At 63.4% G+C, this 20,936-nt stretch carries 19 protein-coding genes; 13 read left to right on the forward strand and 6 right to left on the reverse strand.

The window, feature by feature from the left end:
- Positions 1-25: 25 nt before the first annotated feature.
- Positions 26-793: a FadR/GntR family transcriptional regulator gene (locus P9217_RS17500; protein WP_067328889.1), complete on the forward strand. Its 768-nt coding sequence runs from the start codon at positions 26-28 to the stop codon at positions 791-793.
- An 18-nt stretch (positions 794-811) separates the two neighbouring features.
- Here the strand turns inward: P9217_RS17500 and P9217_RS17505 are convergent, their stop codons facing one another.
- On the reverse strand, positions 812-1,981 hold the full coding sequence (locus P9217_RS17505; protein ID WP_336618901.1) for an NAD(P)-dependent oxidoreductase: 1,170 nt from the start codon (positions 1,979-1,981) through the stop codon (positions 812-814).
- Between P9217_RS17505 and P9217_RS17510 the strand changes: the two genes are divergently transcribed.
- Together P9217_RS17510 and P9217_RS17515 are read left to right on the forward strand one after the other, a co-directional pair.
- A complete protein-coding gene (locus P9217_RS17510) occupies positions 1,907-2,803 on the forward strand; it encodes an NAD(P)-dependent oxidoreductase (RefSeq protein WP_278087363.1) in 897 nt (298 codons plus the stop codon). The two genes, P9217_RS17505 and P9217_RS17510, sit on opposite strands and share 75 nt — an antisense overlap.
- A 101-nt stretch (positions 2,804-2,904) precedes the next feature.
- On the forward strand, positions 2,905-3,681 hold the full coding sequence (locus P9217_RS17515; RefSeq protein WP_095779401.1) for a FadR/GntR family transcriptional regulator: 777 nt from the start codon (positions 2,905-2,907) through the stop codon (positions 3,679-3,681).
- Positions 3,682-3,727: 46 nt separating this feature from the next.
- Here P9217_RS17515 and P9217_RS17520 read toward each other — a convergent pair whose 3' ends face one another.
- The gene (locus tag P9217_RS17520) at positions 3,728-4,015 is read right to left on the reverse strand and encodes a DUF3175 domain-containing protein (protein WP_066992279.1); all 288 of its coding nucleotides are present in this window, start codon (positions 4,013-4,015) and stop codon (positions 3,728-3,730) included.
- Positions 4,016-4,208: 193 nt separating this feature from the next.
- Here P9217_RS17520 and P9217_RS17525 point away from each other — a divergent pair, with 193 nt between their 5' ends.
- The 10 genes from P9217_RS17525 (at position 4,209) to P9217_RS17570 (ending at position 16,652) form a co-directional block, all read left to right on the forward strand.
- Positions 4,209-5,441 carry an MFS transporter gene (locus tag P9217_RS17525; protein WP_278087364.1) on the forward strand — a complete coding sequence of 411 codons (1,233 nt, stop codon included), beginning with the start codon at positions 4,209-4,211 and terminating at the stop codon, positions 5,439-5,441.
- Between the two features lie 236 nt (positions 5,442-5,677).
- Positions 5,678-6,760, forward strand: coding sequence for a substrate-binding domain-containing protein (locus P9217_RS17530; protein WP_095802325.1), 1,083 nt, complete (start codon positions 5,678-5,680; stop codon positions 6,758-6,760).
- 80 nt (positions 6,761-6,840) lie between these two features.
- Complete coding sequence (locus P9217_RS17535) at positions 6,841-9,090, forward strand: ABC transporter permease (protein ID WP_278087365.1); 2,250 nt, start codon at positions 6,841-6,843, stop codon at positions 9,088-9,090.
- Complete coding sequence (locus P9217_RS17540) at positions 9,083-9,865, forward strand: ATP-binding cassette domain-containing protein (RefSeq protein ID WP_066990523.1); 783 nt, start codon at positions 9,083-9,085, stop codon at positions 9,863-9,865. The genes P9217_RS17535 and P9217_RS17540 overlap by 8 nt, the downstream gene beginning before the upstream one ends.
- Before the next feature lie 192 nt (positions 9,866-10,057).
- Complete coding sequence (locus P9217_RS17545; RefSeq protein WP_067328901.1) at positions 10,058-11,086, forward strand: LacI family DNA-binding transcriptional regulator; 1,029 nt, start codon at positions 10,058-10,060, stop codon at positions 11,084-11,086.
- A gap of 295 nt (positions 11,087-11,381) precedes the next feature.
- A complete protein-coding gene (locus tag P9217_RS17550) occupies positions 11,382-12,506 on the forward strand; it encodes a sugar ABC transporter substrate-binding protein (RefSeq protein ID WP_066990529.1) in 1,125 nt (374 codons plus the stop codon).
- 75 nt (positions 12,507-12,581) lie between these two features.
- Positions 12,582-14,129: a sugar ABC transporter ATP-binding protein gene (locus P9217_RS17555; protein ID WP_095802328.1), complete on the forward strand. Its 1,548-nt coding sequence runs from the start codon at positions 12,582-12,584 to the stop codon at positions 14,127-14,129.
- Entirely contained in the window at positions 14,126-15,106 is a 981-nt protein-coding gene (locus tag P9217_RS17560) for an ABC transporter permease (protein WP_066990536.1), read from the forward strand. Before P9217_RS17555 ends, P9217_RS17560 begins: the two co-directional genes overlap by 4 nt.
- Positions 15,103-16,089, forward strand: a complete 987-nt coding sequence (locus P9217_RS17565; protein WP_095802329.1) for an ABC transporter permease — start codon at positions 15,103-15,105, stop codon at positions 16,087-16,089. Before P9217_RS17560 ends, P9217_RS17565 begins: the two co-directional genes overlap by 4 nt.
- A gap of 80 nt (positions 16,090-16,169) precedes the next feature.
- Positions 16,170-16,652 (forward strand): gluconokinase, encoded by a 483-nt coding sequence (locus tag P9217_RS17570; RefSeq protein ID WP_278087366.1) that lies wholly within the window; start codon positions 16,170-16,172, stop codon positions 16,650-16,652.
- An 83-nt stretch (positions 16,653-16,735) separates the two neighbouring features.
- Here the strand turns inward: P9217_RS17570 and P9217_RS17575 are convergent, their stop codons facing one another.
- From P9217_RS17575 to P9217_RS17590, 4 genes are all read right to left on the reverse strand, one after another.
- Positions 16,736-17,887, reverse strand: coding sequence for a hypothetical protein (locus tag P9217_RS17575; protein WP_067328911.1), 1,152 nt, complete (start codon positions 17,885-17,887; stop codon positions 16,736-16,738).
- A gap of 95 nt (positions 17,888-17,982) precedes the next feature.
- Positions 17,983-18,432, reverse strand: a complete 450-nt coding sequence (locus tag P9217_RS17580) for an Rrf2 family transcriptional regulator (protein WP_013530871.1) — start codon at positions 18,430-18,432, stop codon at positions 17,983-17,985.
- 255 nt (positions 18,433-18,687) lie between these two features.
- Positions 18,688-19,677, reverse strand: a complete 990-nt coding sequence (locus P9217_RS17585; protein ID WP_278087367.1) for a sulfate ABC transporter substrate-binding protein — start codon at positions 19,675-19,677, stop codon at positions 18,688-18,690.
- Positions 19,678-19,878: 201 nt separating this feature from the next.
- Positions 19,879-20,919, reverse strand: coding sequence for a sulfate/molybdate ABC transporter ATP-binding protein (locus tag P9217_RS17590; RefSeq protein WP_095831663.1), 1,041 nt, complete (start codon positions 20,917-20,919; stop codon positions 19,879-19,881).
- Between the last annotated feature and the right edge of the window lie 17 nt (positions 20,920-20,936).

Consider the following 20,936-nt stretch of genomic DNA (forward strand, 5'->3'; position numbering starts at 1 on the left):
CGCGACAGGAGGCACCGGAAGGCGGATGCCACGGGAAAAGTCTGGAAAGCGCTTAGCCGAGCCTGCACAGCCGGCCACGATACGACGACCCGAGGCGACGCGGATCGCCGGCCTCAGCGTGCACGCATCGCTCGCCGGCGAGATCGGCCTCAGGATCGTGCGCGGCGACTATCCGCCCGGAACTGTCCTGCCCAACGAAGCCAAATGGTCGGAAACCTTCAATGTCAGCCGCTCGGCGGTGCGCGAGGCCATCAAGATGCTGATGGCCAAGAGCCTGCTCGCGTCCCGCCCCAAGATCGGCAGTTGGGTCGAGCCGAGGGAGCGCTGGAACCTGCTCGACCGCGACGTGCTCGCCTGGTACGCGACCTCGCCTGACCGCGAGGTGTTTCTCAGAACGGTGCAGGAGTTCCGCCATATCATCGAGCCTGAGGCGGCCGCCTTCGCGGCGCTGCGGCGCTCCGACGAGCAGATGGTCGAAATCAGCCAAGCGTGCCGCGAAATGGGGGAGGCGGCGCATATCCAGGAGCGCACGCGCGCCGATACGCGGTTCCATCTCGCCATCCTGCGCGCCTCGGGCAATGAGCTGCTGGTGCCGCTAGGCGTACTGATCGAATCGGCGCTCGATCATCTCTTCATCTTCGTCACGCGCGAGCACAGCGACCAGCGGCGGGCCCAGTCCCTGCACGAGGCGATCGAGCGAAACATCCGCCTGCAGCGCCCGGCCGCGGCGAGAAGCGCGGTGCACAGGCTTCTCGCCAATACCGACGAGGTGATCGAGCTCTCGAGACGCTGACAGGCTTGGCCGCGGCTTTCAGATCGTCTGCTTTTTGCCGTCCTTCGACGGCATCAGGTCGACGCCGTTGAGCTTGCCGATATGGGTGGCCAGCATCGGCACATACTGCTCGGCCGGCCCCGCCGCGAAGGCGGTCGCGAACGAATTCTTGGTGGCGTTGCCAAGCGGATTGGCGATGCCGGCAGCGCCGGCCATCGATTCCAGATAGGTCAAATCCTTGAAGGCATTGGCGATGGAGAATTTGTGGGCGTCGCGGTCGCCTTCCAGCGTCCAGCGCATGAAGGTCTGGTAGAAGCCGCAATCCATGCGGCCGTTGCGGATCACGCTGTCGAAGCGGGGCGGCGAGATGCCGACCTTCTGCGCCAGCGCCAAGGCTTCCGAATAGATCGCCGCGTAGCCGAGCGAGATGAAGTTGTTGAGCAGCTTCATGCGGTGGCCGTCGCCGGTGTCACCGATATGGACGATGCGGCCGGCCCAGGTTTCGATCACCGGCTTCAACCGTGCGAACACCGCGTCGGGCGCGCCGACCATGGCGTCGAGCGTGCCTTCCCAGGCCTCCTTCGGCGTGCGACTGAGCGGCGCGTCGACATAGTCGACGCCGAGCGCCCTGAGTTCGGCTGCCAGCGCGACGGTGGAGACGGGGTCGGATGTCGAGCAATCCACGACCACGCAGCCTTGCTTCAGACCTTCCTTCAGCCCGCCGGGGCCGCGGATGATCGCCTCGACCTCACGCGAGCCGGTGACGCAGATGAAGACGATGTCGGAGGCCGCTGCCACTTCTTTGGACGTGGCCACTTCCTTTGCGCCGCGGCCGAGCAGGTCATCCGCCGGCTTACGGTTCTTGCGGCCGAGGAAGGTGAGCGGATAGCCCTTGTCGACGATGTTCTTGGCGATGCTATGCCCCATCAGGCCGAGGCCGATGAAACCGATGTTTTCGCGGGCAGCGGTGGTGGTCATGTCGTTTCGTCCCTGTCTTTCCTGATGGTCGGCGCCGGCGCGACCGGCCGGCGAGCATTGCTGGAGAAGGTTTTCGCGGATCGCGGTTGGCAGGCCGTTGCTGAATGCCATATTGTCTGACAATACACACAATCCTTGAGAAATGTGGAGAGCAAAATGACGAAGCGCATCATGTTCACCGGCGGCAGCGGCAAGGCCGGCCGCCATGTCGTGCAGTATCTGGTCGAGCATGGCTGCCAGGTGCTCAACATCGACACCAAGCCGCTCGACAACCCGAAGGTGCGCACGCTGATCACCGACATTACCGACAGCGGCCAGGTGTTCAACGCGCTGTCGAGCTATGCCGGGCTGCATGAATTCGATCCATCGCTGCGCGCACAGCCGGTCGACGCCGTGGTGCATTTTGCCGCCATCCCGCGGATCATGATCACCCCGGACAACGAGGTGTTCCGCATCAACGCGATGGGCACCTACAACGTCATCGAAGCGGCGGTGAAACTCGGCATCCGCAAGGTGATCATCGCCTCCAGCGAGACGACCTACGGCCTGGTCTTCGCCAACGAGCCGCGCAACCCGACCCATTTCCCGCTCGACGAGGACTATGACGTCGATCCGATGGACAGCTACGCCCTGTCCAAGCTCGTCAACGAAAAGACGGCGCGCGCCTTCGCGCTGCGCAGCGGTTTCGACATCTATGCGCTGCGCATCGGCAACGTCATCGAGCCGCATGAATATGCGCTGTTCCCGAAATGGTTTGCCGATCCCGGTTTCCGCAAGCGCATTGCCTGGAGCTATATCGACGCCCGCGATCTCGGCCAGATCGCCTTGCGCGCCATCGAGAAGGATGGGCTGGGCTATCAGGTGTTCAACGCCGCCAATGACGAGACCTCGTCCGATCTGCCGACGGCCGAGTTGCTGAAGCGTTTCTATCCAGGCGTGCCGGTGAAAGCCGAGCTCGGTGAATTCGAGACGCTACTGTCCAACCGCAAGGCGCGGGACGTGCTCGGCTTCCGCCCCGAACACAGCTGGCGCAAATACGTCAAAACAGCGTGAGGGCCGACAAACATAGGTTGAGCTGTGCACAGCGCGGCGTCTAGCGGCAAAGGCGGCCTTGCCGCGCTTGACAGCTTCTGAAAACCGGACTTTCTGGGCGTATGCGGGACGCAAAGCCGAACAACGAAAAGAGGCCGACGAAAGCGGCATCCGCCGAGCGTATGGCTGGCGTTCGCCGGCCGGACGCGCCGCGCATCCCTGGTGCCAGCGTGCACACCTCGCTGGCCAGCGAAATCGGCCTTCGGATCGTGCGCGGCGACTACCCGCCGGGCACCATCCTGCCCAACGAGGCCAAATGGTCGGAGACTTTCGACGTCAGCCGCTCGGCGGTGCGCGAGGCGATCAAGATGCTGATGGCCAAGAGCCTTCTGGCATCACGTCCGAAAATCGGCAGCTGGGTTGAGCCGAAGGAGCGCTGGAACCTGCTCGACCGCGACGTGCTCTCCTGGTACGCGACGTCGCCGGACCGTGAAGTCTTCCTGAAGACGGTGCAGGAATTCCGCCACATCATCGAGCCCGAGGCGACGGCTTTTGCCGCAATGCGGCGCACCGATGAGCAGATGGCCGAGATCAGCCAGGCCTGCCGCGAGATGGGCGAGGCGACCAATTTGCAGGAGCGGACGCGCGCCGACACCCGCTTCCACCTGGCCATTCTCAGGGCCTCCGGCAACGATCTCCTGGTGCCCCTGGGCGTCCTGATCGAATCCGCCTTCAATCATCTCTTCGCCTATACGACACGCGAGCTGGACGACCTGCAGCACGCCCAGAAACTGCACGAAGCGATCGAGAGGAACATCCGGCTGCAGCGGCCGGATGCTGCGCGCAACGCCGTGCGCAAGCTGCTCGCGAATACCGACGACGTCATCCGCTCGCGCTAAGGCCTACCGATACCCGGGTGAGGCCCGGTCCGACCTCGACAAGTCCTTAGTCTTCCTTCTCGCGCCCGAAAGCGACGCGCAACTCGTCCTTGGCCTTTTCCAGAACTCGCTTGCGCTTCTCCGGCAGGTTCCTGCCGGCGCGGTTGATGTAGAAATTCAGCATCGACATCGCGGATCGGAACGGCTCAGCCTTGCGGCGATGGCTGTGCTCAGCCGAGCGCTTCAGCGAGGTGGCGATCCTCTTGGCATCGTCGGATTCGAAAATGTGCTCCTCGAGATCCAGCGCATCGCTGTGCGCGGTCACTTCGGCCGACCATTTTTTCCTGGCGGTCATGGCGAACCTCCTTCCTGGGGCACAACTCCCCTTGGGCACAACGCTCTCTTGGGGCAAAAACTCTGGGCGGCATGGCCGGTTCCCGATTTCTGGAGCCACGGATTTGTCCCTTGTGGCGCTGCTCGGCACCGGGAATGCGCCGATACTTGGCGTGGAAACCGCCCGATCACCAACAAGCGCGGACAGGAAAGGTGTGACGACAACCGTCTCCAGCCGGGCAGATGGCCCCAGCATCGACAGCGCCTATGCATGGATACGGCTCGGCGTCTCGATGCTTTTGTCGACGATCGGCGGCGCCGGCATGTGGGCGGTGGTCGTCGTTCTGCCCGCCGTGCAGGCCGAATTCGGCGTCGACAGGGCCGCGGCTTCAATGCCTTATACCGCGACCATGGTCGGCTTCGCCGCCGGCAATATGCTGGTCGGACGCGCCATCGACCGCATGGGTTACTGGATCCCGGCGCTCGTCTCTGCGATTGCGCTCGGCGCGGGCTTCCTGCTCGCCTCGCTGACCAGCTCGATCCTTGCGTTCACCCTTGTCCAGGGGCTTCTGATCGGACTCGGCACATCGGCGATCTTCGGCCCGTTGATCGCCGACATCTCGCACTGGTTCAACCGGCGCCGCGGCGTCGCGGTGACCGCGGCCGCATCCGGCAGCTATCTTGCCGGAGCAGTCTGGCCGACGGTGATGCCCTATGTCATGCAAGGCGAAGGCTGGCGGTTCACCTATGCCGCGATCGGCATCTTCTGCCTCGCCACCATGGTGCCGCTGGTGCTGATGCTGCGCCGCGGCGCGCCGCGCGAAGCTACCCATGGCTCGCCGGGAAGCCGGCCGACGCAGCCAATCTCGCTGTCGCCGGCGGCGTTGCAGATGCTGCTGGTGATTGCCGGCTTCGGCTGCTGCATGGCGATGTCGATGCCGCAAGTGCATATCGTCGCCTATTGCATGGATCTCGGCTACGGCGTCGCGCGCGGCGCCGACATGTTGTCGATCATGCTGGCGGCGGGCGTTGTCAGCCGCATTGGCTCAGGTTTCCTCGCCGATCGCATCGGCGCGGTGAAAACCTTGATCATCGGCTCGGCGCTGCAGTGCCTGTCACTGCTGTTCTATATTCCCTTCGACGGGCTGGCTTCGCTCTATGTAGTGTCGCTGGTGTTCGGCCTCTCGCAAGGCGGCATCGTTCCCTGCTATGCGATCATCGTGCGCGACTACATGCCGGCCAAGGAAGCCGGCCAGCGCGTCGGCATCGTCCTGATGGCGACGATCTTCGGCATGGCCGTCGGCGGCTGGATGTCGGGCTGGATCTACGATCTAACCGGCTCCTATGCCGCCGCCTTCCTCAACGGCATCGCCTGGAACCTGGTCAATCTCGCGGCGATTTTGCTGCTTATGTGGAAGGCGAGGCGAGGCGCGGAAGCGCCGGCCTGATTTCCGCCGGCAACCCTGGCCATTGCAAGCTTGTCTACCGGCGCAAAGGTAGGGGTCAGGTGATACTCGTCCGTGCTCTTTCGTGTGGCGTCGCGCCCGAATACTGGGTGCAGCAGGCTATTTACTTGGAAAGGCTTTGGGCGGAATATTGCGAAAGTGGGAGGAAGCAGTCGGAAAATCTCCTGAATAAATGCGCTCGAACGGCTTCCGCCCGTTGAATGCAAGGGAGGATAATCATGAGACGTACTTTCCCGCTCGCGGCATCCGCCGCGGCGTTGTTGCTCGGCGTGCCCTCCGCCTTCGCGCAGTCCGGCGGCGTCGAGAAAGCAGTCGGCGGCTACAGCTTCGAGGAAGCCGCAAAGGAAGCCCCCACCACCAAGGATTTCCATTCGGCCGATGGCCATCTCACCTTCGCCATCGTCACACATACGGCCGGCAACGGCTTCTTCGATCCGGTCTATGTCGGCGCAACCGCCGCCGGCAATCTGATCGGCGCCAAGATACTGCTGCTCGGCTCGGAATCTCCGACCGACGACCCGGCCCGCGAGATCGAAATCCTGAATCAGATCGTGCAGGATCCGACGATCGACGGGCTGATCATGACAACGCCCCAGGTCGGCGCCTATAACGACATCGTCAAGGCTGCCGCGGCCAAGGGCATACCGGTAGCAACGACCAATTCCTTCGACGGCACGATCCTCGACCGCAGCGGCATCAGCCACACCGGTCAGGACGCCTCCGCCGCGGCGATCGCCGGCGAGGCACTCGTCAAGTGCCTGGCGGACAAGGGTATCGAGAAGGGCTCGATCGTTCTGCCGTCATCGACCGCGATGGGCAACATCGAGGTGAACAATCGCGTCACCGCGGCCTTCAACGCGATCGTCAAAGGCCTGAAGGACGCCGGCAAGCTCGAGGCCTTCAAGGTCGACGCAGGTCCCGAGAACACCGGCATCGACACCAATCCGAACGATCCGGTGAACGGTATAGTGACGCTGTTCGAGTCGCGCGGTGACGTTGTCGGCGCCTTCGCCGGCAACAACGTGTTCACGCCAGCGCTGGCCAAGGCCGTCGCCCAAACCGGAAAGACCGGCAAGATCTGCGCCTATGGGTTCGACCTCGGTCCGGCGCAGCAGGACGCGTTGAAGAGCGGCGACCTGACCGGCGCGCTCGGGCAGCAGCCCTTCCTGCAGGGCTTCTATCCGGTCATGCAACTCTATCTGCAGATCGATCGCGGCATCGCGGCCGCCAATCTCGACACGCGCGCCCAACTCGTGACGCAGGAGACCGTTGGAAAGGTCGGCAAGCGTTTCGAGAACTGAATGTCAAAGCGACACTGAACCGGCGCGGGAGGGCTGGTGTCCTCCCGCGCATTTTGGCCTTCGGAACCTTTTATCAAAGAATGCCCGCTGAAGCTCTCGCTCGTCGCCTTCCACCCCAGCTCATCGGCGGCTGGGAAATGGGATTGCTTGCCCTGCTGGCGCTGATCTATCTCGGCGGGGCTGCCGTCAATCCGGCGTTTTTCGGCTCGCCGGAGGCGTTCCATGCACTGCTTCGCGATACCTCGCGGGTCGCCATCATCGCCGTCGGAATGACCTTCGTCATCATCAACAAGGACCTCGACCTTTCGGTCGGTTCCATCTACGGCCTTGTGGCCGTCGTTTTTGCGAGGCTGTTCGCGCCAAGCTTCGCCGATCTCGGCATCGTCATGTCGGTGACCGTCTGCGTCCTTCTTGGGATGTTGATCGGCCTCGTCAACGGCGTGCTCGTTACCATCCTAAAAGTGCCGGCGTTCATCGCCACCTTGACCACGCTTCTGATCGGCCGCGGCTTCGTCCTCGCCCTGACGCACGGTCAGGCGATCTACTATCCAGGAAAAGCGAAGGAGGCCCCGCTCTTCTTCCATCTCGGCGAGACGAACGTCTTCGGCTTCAACAACCAGATCGCAATCTTCGCGGTCGTTGCCGTGATCGGCGCCTACGTGCTCGCCAACACTCGCTGGGGCTACGAAACCTTTGCGACGGGCGGCAACGAGCAGGCAGCAGTCTATGCTGGCATACCGACGAACTGGGTGCGCATCCGTGCCTATCTGCTCTCGTCGCTCTGTGCCGCCGTTGCCGGCCTCCTGTCGGCCGCTCAGGACAAGGGCGTGACCCCGCTTTACGGCGTCAGCGGCGAACTGACCGTCATCGCCGCGGTGATCATCGGCGGCGCTTCCATTCTAGGCGGTCGCGGCCGCGTCGCCGGGTCCTGCCTCGGCGCCATGCTGGTCGTTCTGCTCGACAAGGTGCTGCGCGAGGGTTTGCCGATCACGCGCACCATCAAGATCGGCGAGGAGGAGGTGACGGTCAACGCCGTCTACTCCCTGCCAGTGGGCGCGGTTCCGGTCTTCCTCGGACTGCTGCTTGTCATCGCCGTGCTGATCGAACCCTATCTCATCCGCCGCCAGGTCGCGGCGCGCCTCTGGGCATGGCTGCGCGGCAGGCCGCCGCCCCCGGCCTTCGAGATCGGCGGGGTCGCGCTCGAGGGCGTGGTGACCAAGGGCGCGATGGCGACCGACATCGCACTGTCGGCAACGGGGTTCGGCAAGTTCCTCGCCCGGCGCGATGCCCTCGCCGTCATCGTGACAGTGGTGCTGTGGCTCACGGGCCTTTTCCTCAGGCCGGATTACTGGTGGAACCTGTCCAACACTTTCGCGATCCTGCTCAACTATACGGAACTGGCGCTGATCACGGTCGGGCTTACCTACGTCATCGCGGCCGGCGATATCGACCTCTCCGTCGGAGCCGTCCTGGCGCTCGCCGGCAGCGCGGCGGCCTATTTCCTGAAGGTCCTGGGCGCCGACCCCGTCACCGCTGTCGCGATGGGCCTCCTTGCGGGAATGCTTGCCGGCCTCGTCAACGCTGTCGTCGCCGTTGGCTTGAAACTGCCGGCCTTCATCGCAACGCTTGGCATGTTCTACATCGCCCGCGGCCTCGCGGCCTGGTTCGTCGCCGGGCAGCAGCTTACCGGCTGGCCGGAGGGCTACAATTTGCTCGGCCGCAAGGTGAATGACATCCTCCTTTACTTCAGCATCGTGCTTCCGGATGGCATCCTCAGAACACTGGCCGAGGTGGTCAGCGTGCAGACGGTCTGGATGATCTTCGTCGCCGGGATTGCCGGTGTCGTGCTCGCCTACACGCCGTTCGGGCAAAAGGTCTATGCAACCGGCGGCAACATCCGCGCCGCCGCCTATGCCGGCATCAACACCAACCGGGCGCGCTTCATCTCGCTCATGCTGGCGGCGTTCTGCGCGACGATGGCCGGGATCATCAACGTCGCCTATTTCCGAAGCTTCAACCCCGTTGCAGGCCAGTTCCGCGAACTCGACGCCATCGCGTCGGTGATAATCGGCGGCGGGTCGATCTTCGGCGGCTACGGCACCATGCTGGGTTCTCTGGCCGGTGCAGCCGTGATCACACTCGTTAGGGCCCTCCTGCAGCTCAATGTCCAGGGCTTCAGCATGCCGCAGCATTGGATCAATGTCTTCATCGGCGTCATCCTCATTGTCGCGGTGCTGATCGACATCTGGGTGCGCCAGGCCAATATCTTCGGTCGCCTGCGAGCCCGCCTCGCGCGAGGCGCACGAACCCGGGAAACCATTCATGCCTGATGCTGCGTTGCCTCAACCGATCGTGGAAATGCGAAGCATCGAAAAAGCCTTCGGTGCCGTTCAGGCGCTTCGGAAAGTCGATCTAGTGCTCTATCCCGGAGAGATCCTTGGACTGGTCGGCGACAACTCGGCCGGCAAGTCGACGCTCATGAAGATCCTGACCGGCGCCTATCAGCGCGACGCCGGCGAAATCCTCGTCGCCGGTCAACCGGTGCACTTCAAGAGTCCGCATGAGAGCCGCGATGCGGGCATCGAGATGATCTACCAGGATTTCGCTCTTTGCGGAAACATGGATGTCGGCCAGAACATCTTTCTCGGCCGCTGGCCGCGCAAAGGCCCTTTCGTCAATCGCCGCAAGATGTACGCGGAAGCCGATAGCGTGCTGAAGCGGCTCAAGGTGGACGTGAACTCCGTTTTCCAGAAGGTCGAGAGCCTGTCGGGCGGTCGCCAGCAATCCGTGGCGATTGCCCGCGCGATTTCGTTCGAGCCACGCGTCGTGATCCTCGACGAACCGACCGCCAATCTCTCGGTGATGGCGACCGCGCGGCTCCTCGAGACCATGCTGGAACTGAAAAGGCAGGGTGTTGCCCAGATCATCATCTCGCATCGGCTGGTCGACATTTTCGCCGTAGGCGACCGTGTCATGGTGCTCAAGCGCGGCGAGAATGTCGGCGACCGTCATGTCAGGAACACCGACGAGCACGAGGTCCTTGAGATCATCGTCTCCGGCACGCGGGAGCAGGCGCTTACGGCCGATCAAGCGAGGGCGGTCTGACCACCGAGGCATTGACCCCGGGGTTTATCGCCTCTGCCGGGGGTCGGCTGAACCAAAATTCGTCGGCTTGACAACGGCCATGGCCTGCGCGACCCAACCGGAATGGGACGGGCTGCGAAACATGGTTGCTGTGGCTAAACTGTTGATCGTCAACTCGCCGCTGCGCTCCTTTCGTGCAAAAAGGACAAGGCGGTGACAAGGCCGCGCTCGCGGCGCGGCGGCGGCCGCCCGACCATCGCCGACGTGGCGCGCAAGGCGGGCGTCGGCGCGATCACCGTGTCGCGTGCGCTGCGCGAGCCTGGGCGGGTCTCGGAAGATCTGCGCCGGCAGATACAGGTCGCCGTCGACGAGCTCGGTTACATCCCGGACCCCAATGCGCGCGCATTGGCTTCGGCGCGCGCGGAGGTCTTCGGCGTGCTGGTGCCGTCGCTCACCAACAATGTCTTTGCCGAAGTGGTGCGCGGCATCTATGACAGTCTTTCGGACAGCCCTTTCCGCATCCAGATGGGCAATACCCACTATTCGGGCCTGGAAGAGGAGCGGCTGCTGCAGCTGTTCGCCTCGCAGCGCCCGGCGGCGCTTATCGTCGCCGGCATCGACCAGACGCCGCAGTCGCGAAAGCTGCTGGAGACGGCCGGCTGCCCGGTGGTGCAAGTGATGGAAACCGGACACGATCCGGTCGATATGCTGGTCGGCTTCTCGCATTTCGACGGTGGCCGCGCTGCCACCGAGCACCTGATCGAGGCAGGTTATCGGCGCATCGGTTTCATCGGCGCGCGCATGGACCCGCGCTCGCAGCGGCGCCTTGCCGGCTATCGCGCGGCCATGGAGTCGGCCGGCCTGTTCGATCCCCGCCTGGTCACCACCACGCCGCTACTGTCCAGCGTGACGCTCGGGCGCGAGCTTTTGCGCGATGCTCTGGCCAAGATGCCGTCGCTCGACGGCGTCTTCTGCAACAATGACGATATCGCGCTGGGGGTCTTGTTCGAATGTCGCCGCGCCGCCATCGCGGTACCGAAGGCCATCGGCATCGTCGGCTTCAACGACCTCGACATGATGCAGGCGGCGTTCCCGTCGGTCACCAGCGTTCGCACGCATCGTTATGAAATCGGACGGCAGGCAGTGGCGATGGCGCTGGCGGCGATTGCGGGCCGGAGGCCCCAGCAGAGGGTTGTCGATCTCGGTTTCGAGCTCATTCGCCGCGAGAGCACCGCACGTTGAAACACGCAAAGACGACTGTGCAAATGCCGGTTTACTACCTTGCATGGTAGCGCTACCATCTTCTGCGTCGAGCAATAAGATGGCAGACGCGAGGCGCTGTTTATTATACATAAGCAAACAGTCCGTACTTGTTTATTATGTATAATATGATAGTTTGCTGAATTGCCCTCAGGCGAGGCAAGAGGAGGCAGCGGGCGGCAAAGGTCGGCCGGCAGGCGATTGGATGCGGCAGGAGGTGCCGGCCAAAACGCCAGGACTTAATCAACAAGCAGAACTGCAACTGGGAGGAATACTGATGATCAAGTCACTTGTTGGCGGTGTGGTTGCCGCCACTGCATTTGTCATGCTGAGCTCGTCGGCGATCGCCGATCCGGAAATCGTCAAAGGGCCCTCGGCCGAGCCCGACTGCTTCGCGCCCTGGGCGGCCGACACACAATTCTTCAAATATCCGAAGAAGGAAGGGCCCTATCGTATCGCGCTCGCGAACGGCTACATCGCCAATACCTGGCGCATCCAGATGATCCAGACGGCCAAAGCCTATGCCGCGCAGCCGGACGTCGCCAAGAAGCTGAAGGAATTCAAGGTGGTATCGACCGGCGAGGATGTGCCGGCGCAGATCTCGGCGATCAATAACTTCATCGATTCCGGCTTCGACGCGATCGTCGTCAACGCCCAGAACCCGACCGCGTTCGGGCCTGTGATCAAGCGCGCCAAGGAAGCCGGTGTCATCCTGGTTGCCTTCGACAACATCCTCGACACCAAGGACGCCATCAACGTCAATGTCGACCAGAAGGGGCTCGGCGAATTGTGGGGCAAATGGCTGGTCTCGCACGTTCCGAACGGCGGCAAAGTGCTTGAGGTGCGCGGCGTCGCGGGTACCTCCGTCGATACCGACCGGCACAATGGCATTCACGAGGTTCTCAACGCGTCGGGCAAGAAATGGGACGTCACCGAGGTCGTCGGCAAGTGGGACGACGGCGTGGCGCAGAAAGCCACGGCCGACGCGATCGCCACCAGCGGACCGTTCGACGGCATCACAGGGCAAGGCGGCGATACCGGCATCGTGCAGGCTATGATCGACGCCAAGCATCCGTTCGTGCCGTTCGGCGGCGAGACGGAAAACGGCTTCCGCAAATTCTGCGCGGCGCATGCGGCGGACGGGCTGAAATGTTCGTCGGCCGGTACCGGCCCGGCGCAGGTTGCCGTTGCCATCAAGACGGCGATTGCCGCGCTCGAAGGCAATGTCGTGCCGCAGTCGGTCAAGCTGCCTTTGGCCATCGTCGAGGATCCGAACTTCAAGGCAGGGCAGGACTACTTCCCCGATCAGTCCGACAATTTCTTCGTCGGCAATTCCTTCCCGACCTGCGGCATCAATTTCACCGCGCAGGAAATCATGGGCCAGACCAAGGAAAACAAATAGTCTGACGGACCGGCGTCGCGGAAGCCGCGACGCCGGCCGCTTGATGCCAATCACGAACTGGCCTGGGGAGGGCTGATGAACGGCGCGGCTCCGCTCTTCCGCATGGAAGGCATATCCAAGCGCTATGGCGGCGTGCGCGCCCTGGAAAAGGCCGATCTCACCGTCACGGCCGGCAGTATCCACGCCATTCTCGGTGAGAACGGCGCCGGCAAATCGACTTTGATCAAGGTCATGGCCGGTGTCGTTGCGCCGGATGAAGGTACCATGACCCTGGACGGCCGCGAGGTGACATTTGCTTCGCCCGCCGCGGCAAACCAGGCCGGCATCGTCTGCATCTTTCAGGAGCTGTCGCTCATTCCGGAGCTGAGCGTCGCCGACAACATCGTCATATCCGATCCGCCGAAACGCTTCGGCATGATCGACCGCAAGGCGCAACGGCGCCTCGCGGAACAGGCGCTTGCCCGCGCGGGTGCCGCCGATATTCACCCCCTGGCGCTGATCAAGGACCTGCCGCTCTCGCGACGACAGATGGTCGAGATCGCCAAGGCGTTGGCCAGGAAGCCGCGCATCCTGATCCTCGACGAAGCGACGTCGGCGCTGACCGCCGCCGATGTCGCGAAGGTCTTCGAGGTGCTGAAGCGGTTGCGCCAGGAAGGGCTGGCGCTGCTCTATATCTCCCACCGAATGAACGAGATCTCCGAGCTTGCCGACCAGTGCACGGTGTTTCGCAACGGCCGCAATGTTGCCAGCTATCGGGCTGGATCGAAGAGCGACAACGAAGTCGTCGAGCTGATGATCGGCCGAGAATACAGCCACATCTTTCCGCCGAAGCCGACCAGGCCCCAGACGGTTGCGGCTCCTGTGCTGGAGGCGCGCAACCTGTCCTGGAGCGATAGGCTGGACAATATCTCGCTCTCGGTTGCGGCCGGCGAGGTCGTAGGATTGGGCGGGCTCGACGGGCAGGGTCAGCGTGAGCTGCTGCTGGCGTTCTTCGGCGTTCTGCGAGGTCTTTCCGGGCAGATCCTGGTCGACGGCAAGAAGGTTTCGATTGCCAGCCCGGCAGCCGCCAGCGATGACCGTATCGGCATGGCGCTGATCCCGGAAGACCGCAAGACGGAAGGGCTGATGCTGCCCATGACGGTGCGCGAGAACCTTTCCTTCGCAGCACTAGACAGGCTGTCCAAGGCCAGCGTCATCGACCGTGCCGCCGAGCAGCGGCTGATCGATGACATGGTTGAATTACTGGCCATCAAGACGGCGGGGCTCGATATCCCTGTCGGGGCGCTGTCCGGCGGCAACCAGCAGAAGGTGGTGATCGCCAAATGGCTGATGCGGCAGCCGCGCATCATTCTGCTCAACGATCCGACGCGCGGCATCGATGTCGGCACCAAGCAGGAGCTCTATCAGCTGATGCGTAAGCTCGCCGACGCCGGCGCCGCGATATTGTTTTATTCGACCGACTATGACGAGCTGATCGGCTGCTGCGACCGCGTGCTCGTGCTTTATGACGGCGCCATCAAGCGCGAGCTGGTTGGCGCCGATATCACCGAGCACGCGCTGATCGCCAGCGCGCTGAATATCCACGGCGGCAGCGGGCGGGCAGAACAAGGAGAGGGCGCGTGAAGGATTGGCGCTATTGGCTGGCCGAACAGCGCGGAACGCTGCTGGCGTTCGCCATCTTCATCGTCATGTTCGCGATCTACAGCGGCAATCATCCAGCCGGCTTCACGGCCAATGTCGTGCAGACGGCGGCGAACAAGGGCGTTCTGCTTGCCTTCGTGGCGATGGCGCAAACGCTGGTTGTGATCACCGCCGGCATCGATCTCTCGGTCGGCATGATCTTCACGCTGACCAATTGCATGGCTTCCTGGCTCGTCATCGGCACGGGTCTCGAGACGGCGTTCGGATTGGTGGCTGTGCTTGGCACCGGGCTCGTCTGCGGGGCAATCAACGGCGCCATCGTGATCTACGGGCGCCTGCAGCCGATCGTCGCTACGATAGCCACGGGCGCCGTCTATTTCGGTCTCGCGCTGCTTTTGCGACCGGTTCCCGGCGGATCGGTCAACGAGGACGTCGCCGATTTCCTGACAGGGCGCTTCTTCGGCGTCGTGCCGGCAAGCCTGATGGCGCTGTTCGTCGTCGTGCTTGTCGTGTGGGTGCCGTTCCGCCGCTCCGAGCTCGGCCGCGCCGCTTACGCTGCGGGCTCGTCCGAAACGGCAGCCTATATGTCGGGTGTGCCGATCCGCAGGGGCAAGTTCCTTGCCTATACGCTGGCCGGGCTGCTTGCCGCGATTGGCGGCCTGTTCCTCACCTTCTTTACCTATACGGGCGAGGCTGCCTATGCGAGCGGCAATGCCTACACGTTGTTCTCGATCGCGGCAGTTGTGCTCGGCGGCGTCTCGCTGTTCGGGGGCAAAGGCAGCGCTATTGGCGCGATCTTCGGAGCGCTCGCCTTCCGCACCATCGGCGACCTGCTGTTCGTCTTCGATTTCGACCCGCTCTGGCAGCCGCTGTTCCAGGGCATCATCCTGTTGATCGCGGTCAGCCTCGGCGCCTTCGCGCTGTTTCGGGTGCGCAACCGGCTGGAGTGGTTCCTGTGAGCGAAACGACGCTTGGCGGCATCGCCAGCCGCATGCCGAAATTCATCCGCCGCGCCGATCCGGCGGTGGCGACCGCCTTTGCCTGCATCGTTATCCTGCTTCTGCTAGGTAGCCTCTATTCGCGCAGTTTTCTCTCGCCGGAATATCTCCTGCAGCAGCTGAAGGTCGCGTCATTCCTCGGCGTGATCGCCACCGGCATGATGCTGGTAATCCTGCTCGGCCAGATCGACCTTTCCGTGCCGTGGTCGGTGGCGACCGGCGCGATGATGGCCTGTGCCGCTGCAGCCTACGGTCCGGTCGGCGTCGCGCTCGCCATCCCGTTCGGCGTCCTGTGCGGGGTCGCGATCGGCATCGTCAACGGCGTCGGCGTGGCTTATTTGCGCATTCCCTCGATGATCATCACTCTAGCCACCAACGCCGTCGCGCAAGGGCTGATGGTGGTCTATACGGGCGGGTTCTCGCCGCAGGATTCGGCGACAGCGGCGATGCGCTACCTTGCGACCGGCTTCACCATTCCGGGGGTGCCGAACGCGGTGATCATCTGGGCGCTGATAGGGGCGGCAATGGTTTTCGTGCTGACCCGCACCTCCTTCGGCCGCGTCGTTTACGGCATCGGTAACCGTGAGCGCGCCGCCTATCTTTCCGGAATCGACACGCGCCGCGTGGTGCTGATTGCCTTTGCCGTCTCCGGCGGGCTCTCGGCCTTCGGGGGCGTCCTGCTCGCGGGCTACGCATCGAAGGCGGCGCAGTCGATGGGCGACGCCTATCTGTTGCCGTCGATCGCCGCCGTGGTGCTGGGCGGCACTTCGATCCTCGGCGGCCGCGGCTCATATCTTGGCACCGTCGCCGGCGTGATCCTGATCACGCTGCTGCAATCGATCCTGTCGGTCATGCAGATGCCGGAGGCGGGGCGGCAGATCATTTACGGCGTCGTGATCGTGGCCATGCTTTTGCTCTATGGCCGTGCGCCGGCAAGCCGCTGACTGTGGATGAAGGATCGTAAGGTCACAGCCGTCGGAGGTTTCCATTGAACGACATCCGGTCAGCGCCGGCCATAGTCGTGATGGGGGTCGCCGGCTGCGGCAAGACGGTGATGGGCGAAGCGCTGGCCGAGGCGCTGGGCGCGGTCTTCATCGAGGGCGACCGGTTGCATCCGCCGAAAAACGTGGCGCGCATGGCGCGCGGCGAGCCGCTGACGGATGCGTTGCGCGAGGGTTGGCTCGATGCCATCGGCGAGCGCATCGCAGCCTCGGTCGGCGAGGGACACAAGCCGGTGGCGGCCTGTTCGGCGCTGAAGCGCAGCTACCGGAACCGGCTGCTCAGCTTTTGCCCGGGCATCGTCTTCCTCTATCTGAAGATCGATCGCGAGACTGCCCGGCGACGGGTGTCGGGGCGCAAAGGCCATTTCATGCCGGCGAGTCTGGTCGACAGCCAGTTCGCGACCCTGGAAGAACCGGAGCCGGACGAACCGGCGGTGACGGCGGATGGCGCGCGGAGCGTCGCGGCCATCCTTAAGCAAGCACTGAGCTCAAGCCCCTTGAGCTGACCAGGTTCAGGCGACGCACTTTTCAGTCTTCGTTCTGATGCATGTCGTTGACCCAAAACCGCTGCGCGTCTGGGGGAAATGCATTATGCGGCGTCGGCGCCGATCGCGGCTTGATCCTGCTGTCCGGTGAGCCGGTTGGCGCTGGACCAGGCCATCATCTGCTCGGGATGCAGTTTGACCGCTTCCAGCAGTCGGTCGCGCTTGAGCAGGATATAGGCCGCTTGCAGAACGAGGTTCTTTGCCGCCACGTCCTTTGCCGGCCGGGATGCAGGCTGGACAGCGTTGGGCTTCAGTTCGGGACTGACGATCGCCCGGTATTCGCGAAAGGGCACTGTCTCCAGGGTCGACATGCCAAACAGCGCAGCGCCGGCGCGCGCCGCAAAATTCGCCGGCGCCGAGGCGAGGTGGGTCCAGCCACGCTCGCCCATGGCGCTCTCGGTGAAGGTAGATCCCGCGTGGATGGTGTTGGTCATCAGCACGACTCCGTTCTCCTTCAGCGTCTTCTGGATGCGCGCCGTAACCTGGTAGGCTTCGGCGCGCTCAAAGACGATGCGGCTCTTCAGAAACCGGTTTTCGACCTCGACCAGCGGCTTGTTGATCACATGCAGGCCGAATTTGCTTTCCGAAAAGCCGTGGAAGTTGACGCTCACCTGGTGCGCTTCGATGCCGGCTTCGAAGAGGGCGCGCTTGCCCATGATGGTCTGGGCGACGAACTGATCGCACCAGACGATGGCGCCGCGGCCGCGCTGCAAGGCCTCGCGCAAGCCGTCGATGCCTTCCAGCCGGATCGCCGGCGACCAGCGCCTGCCAGGCGCCAGATGAGCGGCAAGCATCAGACGGCGGCGATGCGCGGCGGCGAGATGTCCCCTAAAAAGGCTTCGCGTGTCGGCATCATCGCCAAGCACCGCTTTGATCGCCACGTCATACCGCGCGAAATCCTTGCGAAAATGACGCTTGCGTCGAAGCGTCGAAACCCAATCGCAGATCGGCGCCCACCAGGCCACCGGCAGCACCGCCGCCACCCCGAGATAGAACATGGATAGCAGGCTTTCGCGCAGATCCTTGTTGGAGACGCTGCGCAACTTGCCGGGGCGGAGGAGCTTGCGGCTGAAGAAGCGGACGGTCTCGCCGCGCTCCGGCACTGCAACGTCGGCGATGATCTCGGTATGATAGATGCTGGCGGATGACGGTTGCCGGTTGGCCCTGCGGGACTTGCCAAGCCGAGGCAGCCTCATGCGTTAGATACCCCCAAACCTTGATCCATCCGTCAGCCGATTTACAGCGTCTGTCGCGGACAGACAACCAACGGCGAGACGGCGCGGCTGAGCGGTCAGATCTGCGACGTGAGTTCGACCGGGAAATCGTCGTTGTCGGCGTCGCGCATGGCGGCGAGGCTGCGGTTGTCGAGCACCTCGGCGATCGCCTGGCGCACTTCCAGCATCATGTGGCGGACCTGGCACGTCGCCTCGTCGCAGTCCTCGCAGCGCTGATATTGCGTGCGGCTGGCGCAAGGGATCGGCGCCAGCGGCCCGTCGAGCACGCGCACGACATGGCCGATCTTGATCTCGGAAGCGGGCCTGGCGAGGCGATAGCCGCCTTCCTTGCCCTTGCGGCTCTGGACGAAGCCGGCATTGCGCAATTCGCCCAGAATGGCGTCCAGGAACTTCTTCGGGATGTTGTTTGCGACCGCTATGTCGTTGACGAATGCAAGCTGGCCAGCCGGCAGGCCGGAAAGATGCACGAGGGCCTTGAGGCCATATTTGCCTTTTTTGGTCAGCATGCCCGATTCAGTTTATCAAACCCCAAGCGCCTGCATCTGGCGGTTGTTTGTGTGCAAATCATGACAGTTTGGCCGCGCTACGCGGCTTGGCACAACAATTCATCGACACAGGTTAGGCACAAACGCGTTGATTCTTCGTAATGTTTTTCACATTGGCCGCGTCGATTTCGCCGGCAAAGTGATGCCGGCTCCAGATTGAAAAAGCCGGCGATGCCGACGGCGATGACGGCTTTTCACTCCTTTTGATTGTAAGCGCTACCGGCTGCCATAGGCCTGATCGAGCAAGCCGCCTGCCGCGAAATGCTCTTTCTGCACCCTGTCCCAGCCGCCGAAGACCTCGTCTACCGTCAACAGGCGCACGTCGGGAAACTCGGCTTTGTATTTGGCGGCCACTGCTGCGTCGCGGGCCCGCAGGCCGTTGCGGGCGGCAATGTCCTGGCCCTCGGGCGAATAGAGGGATTCGAGATAGGTCTTGGCGAGATCGCGGCTACCGTGCTCGTCAGCGATCTTATCGACGATCGCCACCGGGAATTCGGCCAGCAGGCTGACTGAAGGCGTGACCTGCTCGAACTTGTCGTCGCCATATTCCCTGCGGATGCCGCGCGTTTCGGATTCGAAGGTGATCAGCACGTCGCCGATCTCGCGCTGCACGAAGGTGGTGGTGGCGGCGCGGCCGCCGGTGTCGAAGATCGGCACGTTGGCAAACAGCTTGGCGATGAACTCCTTCACCTTGGCGTCGTCGCCCTTGAAGGCTTCCTTCGCGTAAGCGGTGGCAGCGAGATAGGTATAGCGGGCATTGCCTGATGTCTTCGGGTTGGGGAAGATCACCTGCACGTCGTCACGCACCAGATCGTTCCAGTCCTTGATGTGCTTGGGATTGCCGGCACGAACAAGGAAGGACGGCAGCGAATAGAAAGGCGATGCGTTGTCTGGGAAATCCTTCTGCCAGTCCGCGGAGATCAGACCCCTCTTGACCAGGAAATCGACGTCGGTGACCTGGTTGAAGGTGACGACGTCGGCTGCCAAACCTTCCGCGATGGCACGAGCCTGCGCCGAGGTTCCGGCGTGGGACTGATCGACGGTCACGCCGGGATGCTCAGCGATGAAAGCCTTGTTGATGTCGGCAAACAATTCGCGGCCGACGTCGTAGGAGGCATTGAGCAGCTTGTCGGCCGACCAGGCTTGGGAGGACGCGAGGACGACGAAGCCGGCAAGCGTGGCAATACCCAGCAATAAGCGCTTCATGAAAACGGTCCTCCTCCAGACAATCAGAACTATGGTGTGACCATAAAAAGGAAAGCCTGGCTGCGCGAGGCACGCGGTCCGGGGGACGCACGAGCAGCGGGAAAATCTCCCGCCCGAACAGCCGCTTGGTAGGATTTTCTTCCAACCTGATTCATCGCGGCTCCTCTACGGGGCGCCTGGACGTGGCAGGCGGCAAATAGGTCAGGAGGCCGGGAAAAGCTTCCAGCGCCTCGGCCTGAAAGCCACCCGGCTCTTCTGTGCCGCCGGATGGTCGACCGGCAGCTCGATCTCGACGCGCTGACGCTCGCCGCCGATCTCGAGCTCGACCCGCCTTGTGCCGGCGACGCGGCGGCTGGCGGCGACCGTCCCGGCAATGCAGCCGCTGCAGCCGTCGAGCAGCTCGACATCGTGCGGACGAAAGTAGAGCAGGGCCTCTCCCGACTGCGCATGCGGCGCCTGCAGACCGACCGGCCGGTCGGCCAGCCAGATCTCGCCATTGTCAACCTTGACCGGCAGCGAGCTCGATTCGCCGATGAAGCTGTAGACGAAAGGCGAGTTCGGCGTGTCGTAGATCTCGTCGGCCGAGCCGACCTGCTCGATGCGACCTTGGCTCATGACGACAACGCGGTCGGCGAGTTCGAGCGCCTCCTCCTGGTCGTGGGTAACGAAGACCGTGGTGTGGCCGGTGGCGTCGTGGATTTCGCGCAGCCAGCGGCGCAACTCGCGGCGCACCTGCGCGTCAAGGGCGCCGAATGGCTCGTCGAGCAAAAGCACCTTGGGCTCGATGGCCATGGCGCGGGCGAGCGCGACGCGCTGGCGCTGGCCGCCGGAAAGCTGCGCCGGATAGCGCTTTTCCAGCCCCGACAGCTGGACGAGGTCGAGGAGTTCCGAAGCGCGGCGGCGGATCTCCTGCGCCGAGGGACGCGCGGCGCCGTGCCGGACCTTGAGGCCGAAGCCGATATTGTCGGCAACCGTCATGTGTCGGAACAGAGCGTAATGCTGGAACACGAAGCCGACATTGCGCTCCTGGATCGACTTCTGCGAAGCATCCTCTTCGCCGAAGAAGATGGCGCCCTTGGTGGGCCGCTCCAGGCCGGCGATCAGGCGGAGCAGCGTCGTCTTGCCGGAACCGGATGGCCCGAGCAGCGCGATAAGCTCGCCCGACCTGATGTCGAGCGAAACGTCGTGGAGCGCCGGAAACCGCTCGAACTCCTTGCGCACGTTGACAACGCGAACTTCCATACAGATCCCTCAATCAG

The organism is Mesorhizobium sp. WSM4989, from assembly GCF_029625795.1.
Lineage (GTDB): Bacteria > Pseudomonadota > Alphaproteobacteria > Rhizobiales > Rhizobiaceae > Mesorhizobium.

Bases quoted from the DNA above. Each gene is read 5' to 3' on its own strand.
- P9217_RS17500 (WP_067328889.1), top strand. From the start codon at position 26: ATGCCACGGGAAAAGTCTGGAAAGCGCTTAGCCGAGCCTGCACAGCCG.
- P9217_RS17510 (WP_278087363.1), top strand. From the start codon at position 1,907: ATGACGAAGCGCATCATGTTCACCGGCGGCAGCGGCAAGGCCGGCCGC.
- P9217_RS17505 (WP_336618901.1), bottom strand. From the start codon at position 1,981: ATGCTCGACCAGATACTGCACGACATGGCGGCCGGCCTTGCCGCTGCC.
- P9217_RS17515 (WP_095779401.1), top strand. From the start codon at position 2,905: ATGCGGGACGCAAAGCCGAACAACGAAAAGAGGCCGACGAAAGCGGCA.
- P9217_RS17520 (WP_066992279.1), bottom strand. From the start codon at position 4,015: ATGACCGCCAGGAAAAAATGGTCGGCCGAAGTGACCGCGCACAGCGAT.
- P9217_RS17530 (WP_095802325.1), top strand. From the start codon at position 5,678: ATGAGACGTACTTTCCCGCTCGCGGCATCCGCCGCGGCGTTGTTGCTC.
- P9217_RS17535 (WP_278087365.1), top strand. From the start codon at position 6,841: ATGCCCGCTGAAGCTCTCGCTCGTCGCCTTCCACCCCAGCTCATCGGC.
- P9217_RS17540 (WP_066990523.1), top strand. From the start codon at position 9,083: ATGCCTGATGCTGCGTTGCCTCAACCGATCGTGGAAATGCGAAGCATC.
- P9217_RS17550 (WP_066990529.1), top strand. From the start codon at position 11,382: ATGATCAAGTCACTTGTTGGCGGTGTGGTTGCCGCCACTGCATTTGTC.
- P9217_RS17555 (WP_095802328.1), top strand. From the start codon at position 12,582: ATGAACGGCGCGGCTCCGCTCTTCCGCATGGAAGGCATATCCAAGCGC.
- P9217_RS17570 (WP_278087366.1), top strand. From the start codon at position 16,170: ATGGGGGTCGCCGGCTGCGGCAAGACGGTGATGGGCGAAGCGCTGGCC.
- P9217_RS17575 (WP_067328911.1), bottom strand. From the start codon at position 17,887: ATGAGGCTGCCTCGGCTTGGCAAGTCCCGCAGGGCCAACCGGCAACCG.
- P9217_RS17580 (WP_013530871.1), bottom strand. From the start codon at position 18,432: ATGCTGACCAAAAAAGGCAAATATGGCCTCAAGGCCCTCGTGCATCTT.
- P9217_RS17585 (WP_278087367.1), bottom strand. From the start codon at position 19,677: ATGAAGCGCTTATTGCTGGGTATTGCCACGCTTGCCGGCTTCGTCGTC.
- P9217_RS17590 (WP_095831663.1), bottom strand. From the start codon at position 20,919: ATGGAAGTTCGCGTTGTCAACGTGCGCAAGGAGTTCGAGCGGTTTCCG.